Source organism: Nocardia abscessus NBRC 100374, from assembly GCF_000308455.1.
GTDB classification, from domain to species: domain Bacteria; phylum Actinomycetota; class Actinomycetes; order Mycobacteriales; family Mycobacteriaceae; genus Nocardia; species Nocardia abscessus.
The window spans coordinates 40,158-60,418 of record NZ_BAFP01000031.1 but is presented as its reverse complement, the minus strand read 5'-3'; the positions used below and the strand labels follow the sequence as shown (position 1 = coordinate 60,418).

Here is a 20,261-nt window from a genome sequence, read left to right as displayed (position 1 = left end):
CCCGCTCCGCGGGCCCCGCCATCGGCCCGGCGGCCGATACCGACCCTGATTTCTCCCGGGGCGAGGTCAGGGTCCGACCCCGAGCACGGCAGACTCGTGCAGGTGAGCACCACTCTGCATGCCCGCGGCCTGTCGGCCGGTCACGGCGAGCGCACGCTGTTCGCCGAGCTCGATCTGACCCTCGCGCCGGGCGACGTGATCGGCTTGGTCGGCGTGAACGGCGCGGGCAAGTCGACCCTGTTGCGCATGCTCGCCGACCGGCACGCGCCAACGGGCAGCATCACGCTCAGCCCCCCGGACGCCACGGTCGGTTACCTGGCTCAGGAGGCACAGCGGGTCGACGGCGAGACCGTCTTCGAATTCCTCTGCCGCCGAACAGGTGTCGCCGAGGCGCAGCGAACCATGGACGCCGCGGCCGAGCGCCTCGCCGAAGGCGGGCCGGACGAGTACTCCCCCGCGCTGGAGCGCTGGCTCGCTCTCGGCGGGGCCGACCTGGACCAGCGCGCCCACGAGGTCGCCGCCGACATCGGCCTGGCCGACAGCCTGCCCGGCGGGCTGGACACCCCGATGACCGGGTTGTCCGGTGGTCAGGCCGCGCGCGCCGGACTCGCCTCCGTCCTGCTGTCCCGCTTCGACATCCTGCTGCTGGACGAGCCGACCAACGACTTGGACCTCGACGGACTGGCCCGGCTGGAGCAGTTCGTCGCGGGCGTGCGGGTGCCGCTCATGGTGATCAGCCACGACCGGGAGTTCCTGGCGCGCACCGCGAATCGCATCGTGGAGCTCGACCTCGTCCAGCAGCAGGTCGGGCTGTACGACGGTGGGTACGAGGCGTATCTGATGGAGCGGGAGATCGCCCGGCAGCACGCGCGCGAGGCCTACGACGAGTACGCCGACACCAAAGCGGGCCTGGAGGCCCGCGCACAGATGCAGCGCAACTGGCTCGAACACGGTGTCCGCAACGCGCGGCGCAAGGCGCGTGACCCGAGGAAGCTGGACTCGGACAAGGCGGGCCGCAAGATGCGCGCCGAATCCACCGAGAAACAGGCTGCCAAGGCCAGGCAGACCCAGCGCCGCATCGAACGACTCGACGCGGTGGAGGAACCACGCAAGGAATGGGAGCTGCGCATGAGCATCGCCGCGGCTCCGCGCAGCGGCTCGGTGGTAGCGACGCTGTCCCGGGCGACGGTCACCCGCGGCGACTTCACGCTGGGTCCGATCACCACCCAGGTCGACTGGGCCGACCGCATCGTGCTCACCGGGGCGAACGGCTCCGGAAAATCCACCCTGCTGGCGATGCTGCTGGGGAGGCTCCAGCCGGACAGCGGTTCAGCGAGCCTGGGCTCCGGCGTCGAAATCGGCGAGGTGGACCAGGCGCGCGGACTCTTCCGCGGGAACACCGCGCTGGCCGACACTTTCGGCGCCGAACTGCCGGACCTGCCGGAGGCGGACATACGCACGCTGCTGGCCAAATTCGGCCTGCGCGGCCCGCACGTGCTGCGACCGTGCGACACACTCTCCCCCGGTGAACGCACCCGCGCCGCCCTCGCCCTGCTCCAAGCCCGCGGGGTGAACCTGCTCGTGCTGGACGAGCCGACCAACCACCTGGACCTCCCCGCCATCGAGCAGCTGGAACAGGCCGTCGAATCCTTCAGCGGAACACTCCTGCTCGTCACCCACGACCGCCGCATGCTCGACACCGTCCGCGCAACCCGCCGCTGGCACATGACCGCGGGCGTACTCACCGAAACACTCTGACCGCAGCCATCGCCCTCTGGCGAGACCGACTGTGCCACACAACCGAAGTCAGCTCCCCGCCCCCACCCGCATAGCCGAGACCCACAGCCGCACGATGCAACCTTACAAAAACACCGGCTCACCTACAGATTTCGAGCGCGGGGCATACACCGTTCGCGGCCCGGCTCGCGGCCGAGCGGCGACCGCGTACGCGACGAGTCACCAATACCAGTCCACCTGCGGCCAGCCACACCAACCGCCTGCACTTAAATCCTGAACTCGGAGAGCGACGCGCCCTGCTCACCCAGACCCCGGTTCCGAGCGCTGCGAGAGCACAGTCTGCGCCGCCCAGGACGAGTCCCACGCCCCGGATACAACAAACCAACCAGCACTGGCCAACCTACGACCAGCCACCACCAACCGCGCGCACTAAATCCTGACTTCGGAAACCAACGCCCCCGCGCACCCCAACCCCAGGTTTCGAGCGAAGCGAGACCGAGCATGCGCCGTTCGCGGCCCAGGCGCTGGAAAAATCACACAGCCGCGACCCGCTTGGCCAGGTCGTCCGCCAGTTGGCGCGCCTGGGCCGGGTCGGTGGCCTCCACCATCACTCGCACCAGTTGCTCGGTGCCGCTCGGCCGCAGCAGCACGCGCCCGGAGTCGCCGAGCGCCCGCTCCGCCTCCAGCACCGCGTCTCGGATCTCGGGTGCGCGTGCGACCACGGCTTTATCGCTGACCGGTACGTTCACCAGGATCTGCGGCACGGGCTGCAGCACGCCCGCCAGGTCGGCCAGGGTGCGCCCGGTCTGCGCCATCCGCGCCATCAGGCGTAGCCCGGTCAAGATGCCGTCGCCGGTGGTGCCGTAGCGCGGGAACACCACGTGCCCGGACTGCTCGCCGCCCAGTGTGAAGCCGCCGCGCCGCAGCTCCTCGAGCACGTACCGGTCGCCGACGGCGGTGGTGCGCAAGGTGATTCCGGCCGCCCGCATGGCGATGTGCAGACCGAGGTTGCTCATCACCGTGGCGACCAAGGTGTCCGCGGTCAGTTCGCCCGCCTCGTGCATGGCGAGGGCCAGGATCGCCAGGATCGCGTCGCCGTCCACGATATTGCCGTAGGCGTCGACGGCCAGGCAGCGGTCGGCGTCGCCGTCGTGCGCGAGGCCGAGATCGGCGCCGTGCTCCACCACCGCGGCCTGCACCTGGTCGAGATGGGTCGAGCCGCAACCGTCGTTGATGTTCAGCCCGTCCGGCTCGGCGTTGATGGCGATCACCGTGGCGCCGGCCTCGCGGTACGCGTGGGGCCCCACCTCGGAGGCGGCGCCGTGCGCGCAGTCGACCACGACGGTCAGCCCGGACAGATCCCGCCCGGTGGCCTCCACCAGGTGCTCCACATAGCGCTCATGGGTGCCCGCGAGGCTGTACTGGTCCGGGATGGTCAGCCCGTGGTCCCGCGCGCCCGCCGCGTTGCGCACCCGTCCGATGCCTGCGCCGGTCGGGCGGAACGGCGTCTCGGCGGCGACGAGCGCTTCGATCCGGTCCTCGATCGCGTCATCGAGTTTGTGCCCGCCCGCGGCGAATATCTTGATCCCGTTGTCGGGCATGGGGTTGTGCGAGGCGGAGATCATCACGCCCAGGCACGCGTCGTACAGGCCGGTGAGGTAGGCGACGGCCGGCGTCGGCAGCACCCCCAACGAGAGCACGTCCACACCCGCCGCGGTCAGCCCCGCGGTCACGGCGGCCTCGAGCATCTCGCCGCTGGCCCGTGGGTCGCGGCCGACCACTGCGAGCGCGCGCTTCTTGCCCCGGCTCAGGATCTGCGCGGCCGCGCCGGAGACGCGCAGCGCGAACTCCGGACTCAGCGACTCGTTGGCAAGCCCGCGGACTCCGTCGGTGCCGAACAACCGTCCCATACCTCGCCCCTCATTGATGATCTGTGGCGTGAGCGTCGGCCCTGGAGGCACCGGCCTGTGCACCTTGAAGGCCCTGCGAACGCCGCGTCTTCATACAGCGCGAGAGCAGGCGACCAGCTGTTCGCTGGGAGCCTGCTCTCGTACAGCTGCCGCGACGACCGTACCGCGTCCGGCCCCGCGAGGGTGCCGGACGCGGAAGGTCGACGATGCCGAAATCAGCGCTTCGAGTACTGCGGCGCCTTACGCGCCTTCTTCAGACCGTACTTCTTGCGCTCGGTGGCACGCGGGTCACGGGTCAGGAAGCCGGCCCGCTTGAGGGCGGGACGATCCTCCGGGGTGACCTCGATCAGGGCGCGGGCGATGGCCAGCCGCAGGGCGCCTGCCTGGCCGGACGGGCCGCCGCCGACCAGGCGGGCGTGCACGTCGAAGGACTCGGTGCGCTCGACGGTCACCAGCGGCGACTTGACCAGCTGCTGGTGCACCTTGTTCGGGAAGTAGTCCTCGATGGTGCGGCCGTTGAGCACGAAGTTGCCGGAGCCGGGCAGCAGGCGCACGCGCACGACGGCCTCCTTGCGGCGGCCGACGGTCTGCACCGGGCGGTCGATCACGACCGGCGGGTAGGACGCCGAGACCTCGGAGTCCTCGTAACCCGCACCGTCCTCGACCGGCTCGGCAGCGTCGAATTCCTCGACGAGGTCCTCGTTGAATTCCTCGGGAGCGGTCACTGGGCCACCTGCTTGATCTCGAACGGAATGGGCTGCTGAGCGGCGTGCGGGTGCGTCGGGCCCGCGTAGACCTTCAGCTTGCCCGCGATCGCGTTACCGAGCTTGTTCTTCGGGATCATGCCCTTGACGGCCTTCTCGACCAGCCGATCGGGGCGGGTCTCCAACACCTGACCGACGGTCCGCGACTTGAGGCCGCCCGGGTGCCCGGAGTGGTGGTGGATCAGCTTGTCCTGCCGCTTGTTGCCGCTGATGGCGACCTTGTCGGCATTGATGATGATGACGAAATCGCCACCATCGACGTGCGGGGCGTAGGTCGGCTTCGTCTTGCCACGCAGCAGATTCGCTGCCTGGACGGCGAGACGGCCGAGCACTACGTCAGTGGCGTCGATGACGTACCACTTACGGGTCACGTCACCCGCCTTGGGGCTGTACGTAGGCACAGTGCTTCCCTGTCTGTCGTCGGTGTTGCCAGCCGAGCGTGTGGTCGAGCTGTTTTCCCGGCGGCCGGTGGAGACCCGGGACTCGGTGGACGCACGGCGATTCACCAGGAATCGACCGGACGTTCCACACGCCAACGAGCCACGATACCAGCGGGGTATCGCGGGAAGAAATCGCGTCAGATCTCGATCGGCGGGCCGAGGTCGATGGCGCCGGGCGGGCCGGGGACCAGGTACCGCAGGGTGTCGACCTCGGGCCGCCCGCACTCCGCGACGCTTTCCTGGGCTTCCGTCTGGTTTCCCCGTGCGGTGGTGACCCCCGATCGGGGCTGGGTGATGGCGTAAGGAACGGCCGGGCACGCGACGGGCTCGGCGAGTTCGTCCGAGACGATCGATCCCGCGTCGCGGACGACCGGCTGCGCGGTCAGCTCCACCCGATCACCCCCGGACGGAAGCGCGACCACAGCCAGCGCTACCGCTCCGACGACGGTATTGGCTCCGAACAAGTTGCCTTTCATCTTGTTCCAGAGCTTGCCTTTGCGGTGCTGGTCCTCGTCCTCGGACTCCGTGCCAGGGGCCTGCCATCCGCCTTGGTGCTGCTGCCCGGGGTAGGGCTGCTGCTCCGCCGCTCCCGGATAAGGCGGCCGCGGGCCGAGCGGCGGCACCGGCCCGCCGGGCGGGGGCCCGGACGACGGGCCCGCGAGGTCGCCGGCCGGAGGCCGACCGGCCTGATCGTCGGGGGAACTCGGCGGCCGGGTGAAGCGGCTGCCCAGCTCGGCGAGGTTCGGCGGGAGACCGCGGGGCACTTCGTCGCGCCCGAGCCTGGTCGTCGCCTCGTCGGGCTGGGTGGGGTATCCCGGTCCGTACTGGACGCCGGGCACCGGCCGGACCGTCGACTGCTCCTGGGAGTGCTGCCCAGCCTCGGCCTGGCCCGGCTGCGCCGGTTGCTGCGGGGCGTACTCGGCCTGCGGCCGGGCTTCCATCGGGCGCTGCGGGGCGTGCGCGGGTTCTGCGTGCCTGCCCGCAGGCTCCGGTTCGTCTGCTTCCGTGTCGCTCACCAGCAGGTGCGCCGCGCCGAGCACGAGCGCGTGCATGGGATGGTCGGCCACTTGCAGCCGATGCCCGAGATGGTTCTGGAAGGCCAGGCGCAGCGCGTCGTTGAAGCGCACGTTGCCCGACAGCAGGACCGTCGAGGTGTCCGCGCCGATCGAACGGGCCGCCGCCATCACCTCGATCACCACGTCGTCCGCCGACCGGGCATCGCGCATGGCCGCAGCGTCGACCGGGACGTCGACCGACTCGGTGGGCTGCTCGTCATCGCCGTGCACCGCGACCACCAGCATGCTGCGGCCGTCGGAGTACACGCCCGTCGCGCCGATGCCGCGCGGCATCGTCCGGTCCGGCGGCTGCACCAGTCCGAGCGCGCGGACGTAGCCGGACAGCGCGACGCTCTCCGGCAGCGGTTCCACGACGACGTCGAGCTGTTCCACCATCGCGGCGTACATCTCCACCTTCTCGTCCGGCCAGTTGTCGGGGAAGGGCAGCGCCACCAGGTCCGGTTTGCCGCGCAAGTGCTTGCCGATCTCCGCGAGCGGGTTGTACATGCGCGCGCGGAAGACCAGTTCGGCGGGCCAGGTCGCGCCCGCCACCACGATCTGCGGATGCCCGAGGATGTCGCGCACGTCGGCGATCGCCATCCCGAGATCCGGCCTGTTGCGTTCCACGCCTGCCGTATGCAACCGGCCCGACGAGTCCGCCAGCAGATAGGCCGGCGGCGTCCACATGCCCTCCAGCTGCACCGGGCGGATGGGAATCCCACCGCCACCGGCGGCCACGGACACCACATCCCAGCCGAGATGCACTGCCCCTACTCGCACCGTCACAGGCATAAGTGTGCCCGGTCCGCGGCCGAGATGCTCGTCGTTGCCTTCCCGCGCCGTTCGGCGCCGTTTCGGCGCACCGGGGCGCTCGCGAACCGTTCGGACCGCCTCACGCCGCCGACTTCTTCAGTCGCAACCGGCGCCAGGTGAAAACCGCGAGCACCAGGGTGATCAACAGCAGCACGCCGGCATCCAGCGCCCATATCTCCGGCTTGTGCTGCCAGAGCGTGTCGGGCTGCGCGTTCAGGAACAGCTCGCGGATGTTCACCGTCGAGGCACCCGTCGCATATCCCCAGCGAGCCGGGAACAGCCAGGACACCTGCTCGAGCACGACGCGGCCGGTGACCGGGATCAGGCCGCCCGCCATCACCAGCTGGGCCATGATGGCCACCACCAGCAGCGGCATCACCTGTTCGTTCGATTTCGCCAGCGAGGAGAGCAACAGGCCGACGACCACACAGCAAATCGCGGTCAGTGCGATATCGATGTACAGCTCCGCGCTGCCGGAGGCCAGCACCGCCCCCTCGCCCGGGCGCTTCTTACCCGCGAGCACGATGCCAACCAGCACCGCCGATTGCAGCAGCGCGGTCAGGCTGAATACGGCGATCTTCGCCATCAGGTACGCCGAGGGCAGCAGGCCGACCGCGCGTTCGCGGTAGAAGATCGTCCGTTCACCGACCAGGTCGCGCACCGTGAGTGTGGAGCCCATGAAGCAGGCGCCCAGAATCAGCACCACCAGCAGCTGCTGCGTCTCGCTGCCGCCCTCGGGCACGAAGCTGCCGTCCGGCAGCGCTTTCAACGCGCCGCGTTGGAAACCGTTCTTTCCCGGCACCACCAGCGAGAGCCCGCCGAGGATGAACGGCAGGATCACCAGGAATGTCAGATAGCCGCGATCGGCCAGGATCAGCCGGACCTGACGGCGCGCGAGGGTGGAGAACTGCTTGCCGCGGCTGGACTGTGGCGGACTGCCCGCGGACCCGTACGGCTGCGGGGGCGGCGGGGGCGGCGGCGCGAACGCCTGCCGGGAACGGTAGGCCGCGAACGCCTGATCCGGGTTGGCGGCGACGTTGGCGAAGATCTCCGCCCAGTCGCTGGTACCGAGCGCCGCGCCGACGCCGGCCGGGTTGCCGCAGTAGGCGGTCTTGCCGCCGGGCGCCAGCAGCAGCACCTGATCGCACATGTCCAAATGCGCCACCGAGTGGGTCACCACGATCACCACGCGGCCGGCGTCGGCCAGTTCTCGCAGCATGACCATGACCTGGCGGTCCAATGCCGGGTCCAGGCCCGAGGTCGGTTCGTCCAGGATCAGCAGCGACGGACCGGTCAGCAGTTCCAGCGCCACCGATGCCCGCTTGCGCTGGCCGCCCGAAAGGCGGTCGACCCTGGTGTCGGCGTGCTCGGTGAGCGAGAGCTCCTGCAGCACACCGTCGATGACCTTCTGCCGGTCCGCTTTGCTGTTGTCGCGCGGCAGCCGCAGCTCGGCCGCGAAACCGAGCGCCTGGCGCACCGTGAGCTGGCGGTGCAGCACGTCGTCCTGCGGCACCATGCCGATGCGGGAGCGCAGCGCCTCGTACTCGGCGTGCAGATTGCGCCCCTCGAAGGTGACCACGCCGCCGGAAGGCCTGGTGGTGCCCGCGATCAGGCGCGACAGCGTCGATTTACCCGCACCGGACGGGCCGATCAGCGCGGTCAGCGTCCCGCGGCTGGCCGTCATGTTCACGTCGACGAGCAGTTGCTTGTTGCCCTCGACGGTGAAGCCGACTCCGTGCACCGCGAGCCCCTGCTCGGCGACCGGCTTCTGCCGGTGCACCAGCGCGCCCTGCTGGACGACGAAGTCGACGTTGCCGACGGTGATGATGTCCCGCTCGCGCAGCACCACCCGTTGCTGGCGGTGCCCGTTGACGAAGGTGCCGTTCGCCGAACCGAGGTCCTCGATGACCAGCCCCTCCGCGGAGGAGACCAGGCGGGCGTGCTTGCGGGAGGCCAGCGGATCGTTGACGACGATCTGGTTGTCGGTGGTGCGGCCGATGCTCAGACCGGACTGGGGAATCCGGTCGGCGCGGGCGATGGGCGCGGTGCTGGCCCTGGCCCGGACCGGCGGCATATTCGAGGTATCGGCCCTGGTCGTCATGTTGACGTTCAGCGCGGGCGCGGGCGCGGGCGCGTCCTGCGGCGCCGGGTACTGCGGGCGCTGGAACTGCTGCGGCGGCCGCCGGACCGCGTGTGGCGGCGGACCGGGCTGCGCCGGCCCGGGCTGCGGCGCCTGCTGCGCCGGGCGCACCGAAGGCCGTTGCGGGGGCTGCGGGTTCGCGGGCAGCAGGTGCAGCAGCGGACCGCTGATGGCGTCACCGAGCCGGACCTGGGTGGGCCGGTCGATCGACACCGGCTGGGTCAGCCTGCGCGCGTCGACGAACACCCCGTTGGTGCTCTTGTTGTCGGTCAACACCCAGGCGCTGCCCTGCCAGGCCAGCGTCGCGTGCACACGCGAAACGAGCGGGCTGTCGACGAACAGCGTCACCTCCGGCGCGCGGCCCATCGTGACCTGCTGGCTCGAATCGAATACTCGTTCGTTTCCATCATGGCGCACGGTGATGGTCTGCGCCCCCGGTGAAGACATGCAGCGGATACTATTCCATCGCCCGGACATCGGCGGTGCCCCCGATGCGCCAATTGCCCCGATCCGGAGACCGATGTGAACGCTGTGCCGGCCGACCGAGGGGGAGCCTTGCCGAGAGTCGACGCGACCGCGCTTGTCGCGGCTCTGCTGGGGATTCTGGTGCTGGCCGGCGGGTGCACCCGCTCGGTCGACGGCCACGCCGTCTCCATCTACGACGATCCGTTCAAGGTCGCCGGACTGCCCACCACGAGCGGCCCGAGCGGCCCGCGCACCGGCGTGCCCGACAGCACGCTGACCGCGTCCAACGGCGACAGCGGCCCGGTGGACACCCTGGCGCTCAACGCCGTCGACGACATCCAGACCTACTGGCGCGACGCGTTCGGCAAGGAGTTCCAGGGCGAGTTCAAGCCCGTCGAGAAGCTGCTGTCCTGGAGCGCGAAATCCGCCAGGGGCGACGCGGTCGAGTTCTGCAAGGAGACCACCTACCGCTTGGTCAACGCCGCCTACTGCCGTCTGGACAATTCCATCGGCTGGGACCGGTCGGTCCTGCTTCCCACCATGGAGGAGACCTTCGGGAAGATGGCCGTGGTGATGGTGCTCGCGCACGAGTACGGGCACGCCGTGCAGACCATGGCCAAGCTCGTCGGACCGAAGGATCCGGTGATCGTCAAAGAGCAGCAGGCGGACTGTTTCGCGGGCGCGTTCATGCGGCACGTCGCCGAAGGCAAGGCCGCCCACTTCACGATCAACACCTCCGACGGCCTAAATTCGGTGCTCGCCGCCACCGTCGCCATCCGCGACTCCGACCCCGACGACCCGGAGAGCGTGCACGGCTCGGCCTTCGAACGGGTCACGGCCGTGCAGATCGGTTTCACCGACGGTCCGCGCGCCTGCAAGGGCATCGACATCGACGAGATCAATCAGCGCCGCGCCGAACTGCCGCAGACCTTCAGCGACGACGCGGGGCACGGCGAGCATCCGATCACGAAGGAACACTTGATCGAGCTCACCAAAGCGCTCAAAGCGATCCTGCCGGTCGAGGACGAGCCGACCTACAACTATTCCCGAGCGACGATCGAATGCCGCAACGGCGTTGTCACCGCCCCGGTCTCGTACTGCCCGGCCGAGAACACGATCGCGACGGATATACCGGGGCTCGCCGAGCGGGGCACGTCCAGCGTCGACGAGGACGACCCGCTGCCGCTCAAGGTGACCGGCGACTACAACGGCTATGTCGTGTTCATCTCGCGATACACGCTGGCCGTCCAGCAGAGCCGCGGCCAGAGCCTGGTCGGCGCCAAAACCGCACTGCGCGCGGCCTGCCTGTCCGGAGTGGTCACCGGCAAGCTGGCCGAATCGGGGCGGCCGGTCGACCAGGGCGATATCAAACTCGCCGCGGGCGATCTCGACGAAGCGGTTTCCGGCCTGCTCACCGACGGCCTGGCCGCGAGCGACGCGAAAGGCAAGACCGTCCCCAGTGGCTTCTCCCGGGTCGACGCCTTCCGGGCGGGCGTCCTCAACGGCGAAAGCACCTGTATGGCGCGCTATTCGTAGATAGAAGTAACCGAATGGCTGGGCTCTACCTATCGGTAGCCGACCACATGGTTCATGCGGGCGACGAACAGGTCGTCGGCGAGAATCAGCGGCCGAACGGTGGCGGCGCGGCCAGTTCGAAGCGGAGCACGCGGTTGCCGAGCATGATCTCGGTACCCGCCACGAGCACCATGGACTGGCGCGGCGCCAGGCGCATCCAGTCGCGGTAACCCGGCAGCCGGGTCCTGGTGCCATTGGTCGAACCGCTGTCCACCACCGTCACGTCCCAATTCACCAGGCGTATCTCGGCGTGCGCCCGGGACATGCCGCCGGAGGTGTCGTCGACGCGTAGCGGGACCAATCCGCTCTCCGCGGCGGGGGAACGCTCCGGATCGCGGCCGATCACCGCGTCCGCGGCGAGCATGTAGGTCATGCCGTCGTCGAGGATCAGCATGCCCAGCGGCGGGCGGACCACTTCGATCAGCGCCTGGGTCTGGTCCACCGGCATGCCGCAGACGGTGCAGAACGCCGACCGCGGATCGCTGGGATGCGCTCGCGCGCACTTGAATCCCATCACCTTGACGGTGAGCGCGGTGGCCTTGGCGGTCGCCTCCAGCCGACGCTGCAGTTCCGGGTCGGGCCGCGGCGCGGGATTGGTGCCACCCACCTGGGTGGGCGCGTGGTGCGGGTCGATCGGCGTCTGCTCGGCCTCCGCGTCGAGCATCGCGGTGGACGGCGCGGTCGGGTACCGCGGTTGTCCGGCCACGTGCCGCGGTTGCGGCGCGGGCTGCGGCTCGGACCGCTCGGATTCGGCGCGCTGCCCGGATTCGATGCGAGCCGTCGGCAGCGGCGCGGTCTCCGGGCGGCGATGCGCTCCCTCGGGACGGGACGCCGGGCCCTCGCTCCGCCCATCGGCGCCGGAGCCCTCCGACCAGACGATCGCACCACCCGCCTGCGCGATGCCCTCCACCAGCCGGCCGATGCCGCGCTCCGGTGGCAGATCCGGGATCCGGCCCTTCCCGTCGTCCACGAACAGGGCCGCCGCCCGCGCGGGCACCGCCGCGACCCGATCCACCGTGAACGCGGCGTCGCTGCCGCGGTATCGCTCGAACACGCCGTCACCGGCCAGCACGGCGGTGACCGCCCCGTGCAGGAAGATCGCCACGCCACCGTGCTCGGCGGTGGAGAGGATGCCGAAGTCGATCGGTTCGCCCGGGCTGATTCGCTCGGCGTGTTTCATGAGCCAGCGCGTCGCCTGCCGCGCCACCAGGGCGCCGGGCCCGTCCGGCTCCTGATCGGTCGCGTCGCGCACCAGTTCGGACAGTGATTCGAGGGCGACGGCGGCGGGCGAGTCCCGGGTGGGCCTGCCCGGTCCGCGATGCGCGACGACGACGACCGCGCCCGCGACCCTGGCCACGGCGTGGCTGCCTACGACGACCTCGACCTGCCGATCCATCAACGGTATCGGCCTCCACCGGGGGTGCAGTGCGGGGTCGTCGCCACACCGACAAGGGTATGGCAATACGAACACCATCGGTCCCCCTCCCCGCCCTCCGTCGGGTAACTTCATGGTCAGCAACGGGAGGAACGAGGGGCCTGAGATGGTTCGGACGCAACGCATCGCACTCACCGCGTCTTGCCTGGCACTGGCAGGGATGCTGGCCGGTTGCGCCGGGGTGCAGGGCACGCCGACCGCGGGTGAGATCGATGTACGCATGCTGGAAGTCGGCACCTATCCCGTCGACAAGCACGAATACAGCCAGGAGTCCGGCGGCAAAGGCGCGCTGTTGGAAGGCATGCGGATGTCCGATGCCGTGGTCCCGACCGTACGCATCGACCCCACGCTGAAATTCGGGCGCGGCAGCACCGTCGTCGTGGACGCCGAGCAGGCGCTCGACTTCGTCGCCAAGGTGTCCAAGCCGGTCTTCGACAATCGCAAACTGGTCGTCGGGTACGCCGCCAGCGGCGCCGACCGGCCCGATCCCGCCGGCCAGACCAACCCGGCGCCGGACACCACCGCGGTCACGAACGCCGTGTTCCGCTTCCCGGACGAGGCCACCGCGAAGCTCGCCGCGCGCGAACTCGAGGACGTCGACATCGCCGTCTCGCCGGACAACCGCAAACTCACCTCGACGAAATACCCCGACGCATTCGTCCACTGGCGGCCGGGCGTCGCCAACGTCGGCGCCTTCATGGCGCACAAGGAATTCGTCATCTCCTTGTTCATCCAGCGGCCCATCGCGGATGGCGACGACCTGGTGAAGTGGGTCGACAAAACCCTCGCCGCCGAGGTCGCACAGCTGGACAAGTTCACCGCGACCCCGGTGAACAAGCTCGACAGCCTGAAGGTCGATCCCGACGACCTGCTCGCCCGCGTCGCGGTGGCCGAGCGCAAGAACCGCGCTCCCGACCCGGCGGCCTTCGCCGTCTACGGCGGCTACCACACGGTGCACCGCGCCGACGACGAGTCCGTCCACCTGCGCCTGATCGAGGACGCGGGCGTGGATCACATCGGCCTCGTAGACGACAGCTACGTCGCCCGCACCCGCGACGCGGCCGCCGCCCAGAAGCTGGTCACCGGCCTGCTGGAGAGCGAAGGCGCCCACTACGACCCCATCGGCGCCCCCAAGGACGTTCCCGGAGCCAAGTGCCTGCAGCTCAACAGCAAGGGTGACCCGGACCGGGAGTACAAGTACCGGTGCTACGTCGCGTACAAGCGGTACGTCGGAGTCGTCACCAGTGATAAGGAACCCGACGTGCGACAGAAGGTCGCCGCGGAGTATGCGCTGTTGGCGAACAGTTTCTGAGTTCAGGACCGGTAGGCGCCTGCGCTCTCGCGGTCCCCGATCGCGGGTGAGCGAAGTAGGATTCCGGCGCAACTACCGCAGTTAGGGGAGGGAAGTGCAGCACGGCGTCATGTCGAAATCGATTCGAACCGCCTGTGCCCTGGTGCTGGCCGGAGTCGTCGCTGTCGCGGGTGGTGCGTGCGGCGACTCGGAGGCCGGACCCGAGCAGTCCGCGCCGCCCGCCGACTTGGCGCAGCTCGACGTGGGCAATTACGCGACTCAGCCACGCACGTTGGGGACCGCGAAGAATCCGGAGCAGGCGCGCATGATCGAGGCGGAGCGGCTGGCGAACTTCGTGCCACTGCCGTCGGACATCGACCCCGCGTTCGTTTCCGCGAATCCGTCCATCGCCAAGGTCTTCCTCGAGCCGAAGGGTTCGCTCGGGCGCATCATGGACGTCTCCCGGTTCGCCGAGGCCGCACCGGATTTCGTGTCCGGATTCCTCAGCAGCGCGGGCAGCGCGCCGGACAACCGGGGCACGGACCTGGTCAACGCCATCCTGATCTTCCCGGACGAGCAGAAGGCGACCGCCGCGGCGGCGGCCCTGGAACGCGTCGACTTCGAGGCCAACAACCGCAACACACCCGTGCAGATCCCGAAGTACCCCGCCGCGCACGCGCACTGGCAGCCGACGGACCAGTCGATCGGGTCGTGGTTCGCCACCGGGAAATTCGTCATCTACACCTGGGTGTACGACTACGCGAAGGTCTACCTGGAGAAGGTCGACCTACCTCAGCTGCTCACCCTGGTCGAGAAGAGTCTCGACACCATCGTCCCGGCCATCGGCAGGTTCACTCCGACCCCCGTCGACCAGCTGATGACCTTGCCGATCGATATGGACGGCATGCTCAACCGCGCCCTGCCGCGGCCAAGGGAAGACTCCTGGATCGACCCGCCGGGGGCGTACACGGGCCAGGGCGCTCTGCACTTCACCACCGATTCGGCCGAGGACCGCAGGATCATCGAAGCGGCCGGAGTGGACCGGTACGCCACCGACGGGACCGATCTGTTCCGCGCACGCGACGCGGCAGCCGCCGTACAGCTGCGGGAAGAGCGCGGTGGTCTGACGAAGAAGTTCCGCGCCACCGAGTCGCCCAAAGGGCTGCCCGCGGCGCGCTGCAAGGAGTACATCGGCAACAAGACGGTCGTCGTCCGGTTCTACTGCTCCGTGAGCCACGACCGCTACACCGCATTCGCGTGGTCACATCAATTACTCGATGCGCAGCAACGCATCTCCGCCCAATACGCCCTGTTGGTGAATGCCGCATGACCACATTCCGCACCGCCACCGCGGCACTCGCGTGCACACTGGCCGCCGCGATCCTCACCGGTTGTGGTTCCACCATGCCGGGCACCGCGCACCCCGGCGAGATCGACGTCCGCCGTCTCGACACCGGCAACTACCCTACCGAGCCGCCGAACGCGCACGACGACGATTACCAACCGCTGTTCATCGACATGGGCAAGGTCGCCGCGATGCGGCTGGCCGATCACGTCGCGTCCGCCTATGACATCGATCCCCGGATGAAGTACAGCTGGACGCCCTCGAGCGTCAGCACAGGGGTGCTGCCCGGCGAACTCGGACGCCCCGAGGACATGAAGCCGATCGCGGAGCGGAACCGGATGATGTACGGGTTCCATACCAACGGCTCCGACCAGAACATCAGCCTGTTCGCCTCGGGGTGGCCGACCAAGCCCCGGCCCAACTCCACGACGGTCGCCACGACCGTCATGCAGTTCCCCGACCCGGAGCGTGCACGCCAGGCCGCGACCGAGTTCCACGACGCCGATCTCGGCGCCTACCGCGACCAGAACGAGCCGGTCGCGCTGCCGCGGCAGCCGCAAGCACGAGCGCACTGGCGTCCCGGCTCGCCGTTCCTGCGCACCGTGCGCGCGCACGGTTCCTATGTGGTGGCGTTCCTCGTCTCGGCGAACGCCCCCGACCGCAACGCCCTGATCGCGTTGGCGGAGAAGGCGTACGACGTCCAGCTGCCGATGCTGGACCAGTTACCCGCGCTCACCGAAGAAGAGATGCTGCGACTGCCCTGGGATCCCGACCATCTGCTCAGCCGTACCCTGAATCCGGCCAAGGTCCAATCCCCGAGCTACGACGACTCGCACGCCCTTTTGGGTCTTCGCGGAATCATCCAATATGCCGAAGACCGTGATTACGCGAAACAACGTTTCACCGCGATGGGCGCCGAGAAATTCGCGGTCTCCGGCGGAACGCTGGTCATCCGCACCGCGAGCCCGGAGGCGGCGCGTCGGGTGGCCGCCGAACGCATCACCCCGACGGTGGTCGCCACAGCGGTGGATCCGCCGCAGCATCTGCCGGATTCGGCCTGTGTGGAGAACCGGTCCGGGCTTTTCGACGACCGGCGATTCACCTGCGTCGTCGCGTACAAAGAATACGTCGGATTCGTCGCGGCGAATCAACTGCTGGACGCTCAGCAGCGGGCTGCCGCACAGTATTCCGTTTTCGCGAACAGCCGATAATGCCGCACTTTCGTCGCGACCCGGTTCCGATATGCTGCGTGGCGAACGCAGCGGCCCGCGTCCAGTCAGGAGATCGTGAAATATGGCGCTGAGCCCCGGGACCATCGTCGGCGGGTACCGCATCCTGCGGGTGCTCGGCGCGGGCGGGATGGGCACGGTGTACCTGGCCAAACATCCCAGCCTGCCCAGGACCGACGCGCTGAAGGTGCTCGGTGGGGAACTCAGCCGCGACTACGAGTTTCGTACCCGATTCGAGCGCGAAGCCAATCTCGCCGCCGGGCTCGATCATCCGAACATCGTCTCGGTCTACAACCGCGGTGAGGAACACGGCCAGCTGTGGATCGCCATGCAATACGTGGACGGCACCGATGCCGCCGCCGAACTGGCCCGCGATCCGCATGCGATGAATCCGCTGCGCGCCCTGCGTATCACGACCGAGGTGGGTAAGGGCCTCGATTACGCACACCGCAAGGGTCTGCTGCACCGCGACGTCAAACCGGCGAATTTCCTGCTGTCCACCCCCGCCGACGGTGAAGAAGAACGCGTCCTGCTCACGGATTTCGGCGTCGCCAAAGCCAATGACGACACCACCGAACTGACGCAGACCGGCAGCTTCGTCGCCACCATCGCCTATGCTCCGCCCGAGCAGCTCACCGGTAGCCCGCTCGACCACCGCGCCGATGTCTACAGCCTCGCGTGCTCGTTCTTCAAACTGCTCACCGGCCGCAATCCCTACCCCGGAACGCAACCCGCGCTGGTGATGATGGGGCACCTGCACGAGCCCCCGCCGCTGGCCACGGCGGTCAGCCCCGGCCTGCCGCCCGCCATCGATCACATCTTCGCCCGGGCCATGGCCAAGAACCCGGCCGAACGCTTCCACAGCTGCCGGGAATTCACCGACGCGGCCGCGAGCGCTCTCACTCCCGGCTACAACCCCGTGGCCACGAATACTTCCCCGACCTATCCGATCCAGGTTCTCGATCCGCGACCGCGGACCGATCCGCGCGTCGCCGTCTCCGGCCAGGGCAGCACCAGCACGCCGCCCGCGCGGCGGAACTGGCTGCTCGCGGCGGCCGCAGGCATCGTGACGGTCGCCCTCGCCGCGGGAATCGGCATCTGGGCACTGAATCGGGACGGATCCGCCCCCGGCCCCGCGGGCGCCACACCGACCAGCACGACCGCGCTGTCACCGCTGGACCAAGCACGGGCGGACAACCCGGTGTTCCGAGGCAAGACGATCACAATGGTGGACGTGCCGCGCGGCACGCAGGTCTCGATCTTCCTGAGCGGCACTCCACAGACCAAGTTCCTGGAGGATCTCGGGTTCGTCTACAACTTCAACTACGGGCGGCAGGGCGACGAGACGTCACCGAGGGAACTGACGTCCTCCACCCGGCTCGAGGTCGCGCCGGACGGCTATGTGCTGGCCGTGCGCAGCGACGAAAAGGCCGGCGGCGGTGGTCTGCTCGGTCTGCCGTACCAAGTAGCGGGCACGCGCGCGACGGTGATTCCGCTGGACGATCCCGCAGCCGTGGCGGCGGTTCGCAATTGGAGCGAGGCCTCGCAGCAAACATTGCTCGACCGCCTGGTGCCGGTGCTGCGCAATCGGGTGAAGTAGTCCCTCTCGTCGTTCATCGACGCAGCCGTGCGCAGAGAACATCGGTAGTTCGACGGAGGAGACCGCTTCGTTCCAGCACGGGCTTCGACCGCTAACGGCGCAGGAGGTCCACGACGCCGGTGGTCGACTCGTTCCCGCCGCCTTCGGCGACCCGGCGCTGCATCAGTGCCATGAAGGGCGTGAGAAGTTCGGGGCTGACGCCCTGTTCGGCGGCGGTACGCAGCAACGTCGCGTTCGTCGTGACCATCATCGCCAGGTTCGACTCCACTCCCTCGGCGTAATCGCCGCTCGCCAGCTGCACGGCGGTGCCGTACGCGTATCCGGCCATCGCCTGCTGGTAGCCGACCAGGAGCGGCGCGAACTCCACCGGTGAGATGTCCTCTCCACCGATCAAGGCGAAGGCGTGCGCGGCACCGGCGAACATGCCCCACATCCCGCTGAGGAGAGCGATGTCGTACAAGGCCGCGAAACCGGCGTCCGCGCCGACATAAGTGACACCGGCGGGTACGGCCAGAGTCTCGGCATGGGTCTCGTGCAGCTCGGCCGAACCACTGTAGAAAACGTATCCGCCGGAGCCTGCGACACCGATCATGGAGGGCACCGCCATGATTCCGCCGTCCAGGAAACGTCCGCCGCGAGCGGCGACCCAGCCGGAAAGCTCGCGGGCTTCGGCGGGGGTGCTCGTGGTGAGGTTGACGACGTCCCGGCCGGTCAGGTCGATGCCGTCCAAGGTCGCACGGACCGAAGCGTCGTCGAGGAGGCAGACGACGACGAGAGCATTCGCGGTGACGGCTGCACCGGCGGTGGCCGCGACCATCGCGCCCTCCGGAGCCCGTCGCGCACTGCGGTTCCAGACCGTGACGGCGTACCCGGCGGCGAGCCAGGAGCGGACCAGGGCCGAGCCCATATCGCCGAGGCCGAGGACGGTGAGCGACTTCTTCGAGTGATCGGACATGAGAGCTACTGTTGGCGAGGCATCCGGGTCGATCAAGTACGCACATGGAAGTGGGCACGTACTTCCGGGTAAGAGAACAGGCAGCTGGAAGGGATAGTCGTGCCGATCACACGCAGACCGGGCGCATACACGTGCGGGCTCGATGCCACGCTGGCGGTACTGAACGGCAAGTGGAAGATGATGATCCTGTGGCCCCTGAGCGAACGCCCCCACCGCTTCGGTGAATTACGCCGCCAGGTACCAGGCGTCACCGAGAAGGTCCTCACCACGCAACTGCGCGAACTGGAGGCCGACGGGATCGTCCACCGCGAGGTGTACGACGAGATGATCCCGCGTGTGGAGTACTCGCTGACCCCGCTGGGCGAACTGCTCAACCAAGCCTTGCTCCCGCTGGAAGCGTGGGGCCGTGAACACCTCATGGACGAGTCCGTACCCTCTGATCGTCAATGACGATGCTCGGCGGAACAGCGGCCGGCAACATCGCCTTTCGCCGCGGCCGAACTGCAATCTGCTGGTAGCGGCGGACTTAGGCGTTCGGTAAGGTGTACCGCAGCCAGCCCACTCGCCGATCATTTCAGCAGCGAGCAGGGGGAAGGAGGGGAGCCGAGCGCTGGCGTTACAAGTCATGCAGACCCGGACCGCATCGTGGTCTTCCGAGCAGGCCCGTGCGTGGCCGCCGAAACCACGGACGAGCCGGGCTCAGGGGCGCAGTGCCCTGATCCCGTGGGGCGAAGCCGAACTTTCTCGAGTCGGATGGAACCGATCAGACCCGCACCGCGTCCAACCAGATGTACAGGCCAACTGAGGCTTCCGCCGTTGGCCGAGACGGGAACCGAAAGGAGCCGAAATGGCAGGACAGCTCGAAGCGAGCGAAGAGGCGATCTCGAAGTTTGTAGACAACTGCCGGCAGCGGCATGGGGATCTGCAGACCGCGATCACCGCACTGAACAGCAAGTCGGATCAGACCACCGCCACCTGGAGCGGTGCGGCGCGTCAGGCGTTCGACACGTTCATGGACAGCTACTTCGCCCAGGCGCGGAAGCTGAACGACCAGCTGGATCAGACGTCGGACAAGCTCGCTCACGCCGGCCGGAAGTTCGCGGACCAGGACCAGCAGTTCGCCCAGCAGGTGGCGGCGCAGTCCTCCAGCCTGGACCTCCCCTGATCCGATAGCCGTACCACAGACAACAAGGAGCTCCCCATGGTAGCGAACGACCCCGGTCGGATTGCCTCCAACTTCGGCGAGGTCGACGCGGGCGCACAGGCCATCGTGGCCGAGGCGCGCAGCGTCATGACCATGCTCGAAGATTTCCACAAGCAGGTCACCGACTTCGTGACGAACTACTGGAAGGGTGACGCGAACGACGCGTTCGCCTCGCTGCAGGCCCAGTGGAACACGCAGGTCACGCAGCTGAACACCACGCTGGAAAGCGCGGGCAAGCTGGTCAGCAGCGGCAACTCCGATCTGCAGGGCACCGACACCGCGCTGGCGGGCCTCTTCTGAGAT

The 20,261-nt window shown here is 68.7% G+C and carries 16 protein-coding genes; 9 read left to right on the top strand and 7 right to left on the bottom strand.

Annotated elements, in window-relative coordinates; translation table 11 throughout:
* Positions 1 to 102: 102 nt before the first annotated feature.
* Entirely contained in the window at positions 103 to 1,758 is a 1,656-nt protein-coding gene (locus ON19_RS05200; RefSeq protein ID WP_043687934.1) for an ABC-F family ATP-binding cassette domain-containing protein, read from the top strand.
* Positions 1,759 to 2,270: 512 nt separating this feature from the next.
* Here ON19_RS05200 and glmM read toward each other — a convergent pair.
* From glmM to ON19_RS05175, 5 genes are all read right to left on the bottom strand, one after another.
* Complete coding sequence (glmM, locus tag ON19_RS05195; protein ID WP_043687637.1) at positions 2,271 to 3,647, bottom strand: phosphoglucosamine mutase; 1,377 nt, start codon at positions 3,645 to 3,647, stop codon at positions 2,271 to 2,273.
* A gap of 215 nt (positions 3,648 to 3,862) precedes the next feature.
* Complete coding sequence (gene rpsI / locus ON19_RS05190) at positions 3,863 to 4,372, bottom strand: 30S ribosomal protein S9 (RefSeq protein ID WP_051168553.1); 510 nt, start codon at positions 4,370 to 4,372, stop codon at positions 3,863 to 3,865.
* Positions 4,369 to 4,812: a 50S ribosomal protein L13 gene (rplM, locus tag ON19_RS05185; RefSeq protein ID WP_040864934.1), complete on the bottom strand. Its 444-nt coding sequence runs from the start codon at positions 4,810 to 4,812 to the stop codon at positions 4,369 to 4,371. The genes rpsI and rplM overlap by 4 nt, the downstream gene beginning before the upstream one ends.
* 176 nt (positions 4,813 to 4,988) lie before the next feature.
* Positions 4,989 to 6,698: a hypothetical protein gene (locus ON19_RS38700; RefSeq protein WP_051168552.1), complete on the bottom strand. Its 1,710-nt coding sequence runs from the start codon at positions 6,696 to 6,698 to the stop codon at positions 4,989 to 4,991.
* Between the two features lie 100 nt (positions 6,699 to 6,798).
* On the bottom strand, positions 6,799 to 9,306 hold the full coding sequence (locus ON19_RS05175; RefSeq protein WP_043687634.1) for an FHA domain-containing protein: 2,508 nt from the start codon (positions 9,304 to 9,306) through the stop codon (positions 6,799 to 6,801).
* A gap of 108 nt (positions 9,307 to 9,414) precedes the next feature.
* On the opposite strand from ON19_RS05175, the gene ON19_RS05170 reads away from it, so the two are divergent.
* Positions 9,415 to 10,860, top strand: coding sequence for a neutral zinc metallopeptidase (locus tag ON19_RS05170; protein ID WP_051168551.1), 1,446 nt, complete (start codon positions 9,415 to 9,417; stop codon positions 10,858 to 10,860).
* Between the two features lie 85 nt (positions 10,861 to 10,945).
* Here the strand turns inward: ON19_RS05170 and ON19_RS41300 are convergent, their stop codons facing one another.
* Entirely contained in the window at positions 10,946 to 12,295 is a 1,350-nt protein-coding gene (locus ON19_RS41300) for an FHA domain-containing protein (protein ID WP_043687631.1), read from the bottom strand.
* A gap of 145 nt (positions 12,296 to 12,440) precedes the next feature.
* On the opposite strand from ON19_RS41300, the gene ON19_RS05160 reads away from it, so the two are divergent.
* The 4 genes from ON19_RS05160 (at position 12,441) to ON19_RS05145 (ending at position 17,799) form a co-directional block, all read left to right on the top strand.
* On the top strand, positions 12,441 to 13,646 hold the full coding sequence (locus ON19_RS05160; RefSeq protein ID WP_043687628.1) for a DUF7373 family lipoprotein: 1,206 nt from the start codon (positions 12,441 to 12,443) through the stop codon (positions 13,644 to 13,646).
* A gap of 109 nt (positions 13,647 to 13,755) precedes the next feature.
* The gene (locus tag ON19_RS05155) at positions 13,756 to 14,955 is read left to right on the top strand and encodes a DUF7373 family lipoprotein (protein WP_227954464.1); all 1,200 of its coding nucleotides are present in this window, start codon (positions 13,756 to 13,758) and stop codon (positions 14,953 to 14,955) included.
* Positions 14,952 to 16,181 carry a DUF7373 family lipoprotein gene (locus ON19_RS05150; RefSeq protein ID WP_043687621.1) on the top strand — a complete coding sequence of 410 codons (1,230 nt, stop codon included), beginning with the start codon at positions 14,952 to 14,954 and terminating at the stop codon, positions 16,179 to 16,181. The genes ON19_RS05155 and ON19_RS05150 overlap by 4 nt, the downstream gene beginning before the upstream one ends.
* 82 nt (positions 16,182 to 16,263) lie before the next feature.
* The gene (locus ON19_RS05145) at positions 16,264 to 17,799 is read left to right on the top strand and encodes a serine/threonine-protein kinase (RefSeq protein WP_043687618.1); all 1,536 of its coding nucleotides are present in this window, start codon (positions 16,264 to 16,266) and stop codon (positions 17,797 to 17,799) included.
* Between the two features lie 91 nt (positions 17,800 to 17,890).
* Here the strand turns inward: ON19_RS05145 and ON19_RS05140 are convergent, their stop codons facing one another.
* Positions 17,891 to 18,754 carry an NAD(P)-dependent oxidoreductase gene (locus tag ON19_RS05140; RefSeq protein WP_043687615.1) on the bottom strand — a complete coding sequence of 288 codons (864 nt, stop codon included), beginning with the start codon at positions 18,752 to 18,754 and terminating at the stop codon, positions 17,891 to 17,893.
* A 99-nt stretch (positions 18,755 to 18,853) separates the two neighbouring features.
* Between ON19_RS05140 and ON19_RS05135 the strand changes: the two genes are divergently transcribed.
* The 3 genes from ON19_RS05135 to ON19_RS05125 all read left to right on the top strand — a co-directional run bounded on the left by ON19_RS05135 (position 18,854) and on the right by ON19_RS05125 (position 20,258).
* Positions 18,854 to 19,204: a winged helix-turn-helix transcriptional regulator gene (locus ON19_RS05135; protein ID WP_043687612.1), complete on the top strand. Its 351-nt coding sequence runs from the start codon at positions 18,854 to 18,856 to the stop codon at positions 19,202 to 19,204.
* Between the two features lie 397 nt (positions 19,205 to 19,601).
* Complete coding sequence (locus ON19_RS05130) at positions 19,602 to 19,919, top strand: WXG100 family type VII secretion target (protein WP_043687609.1); 318 nt, start codon at positions 19,602 to 19,604, stop codon at positions 19,917 to 19,919.
* A gap of 36 nt (positions 19,920 to 19,955) precedes the next feature.
* Entirely contained in the window at positions 19,956 to 20,258 is a 303-nt protein-coding gene (locus tag ON19_RS05125) for a WXG100 family type VII secretion target (protein WP_043687606.1), read from the top strand.
* Positions 20,259 to 20,261: the final 3 nt, after the last annotated feature.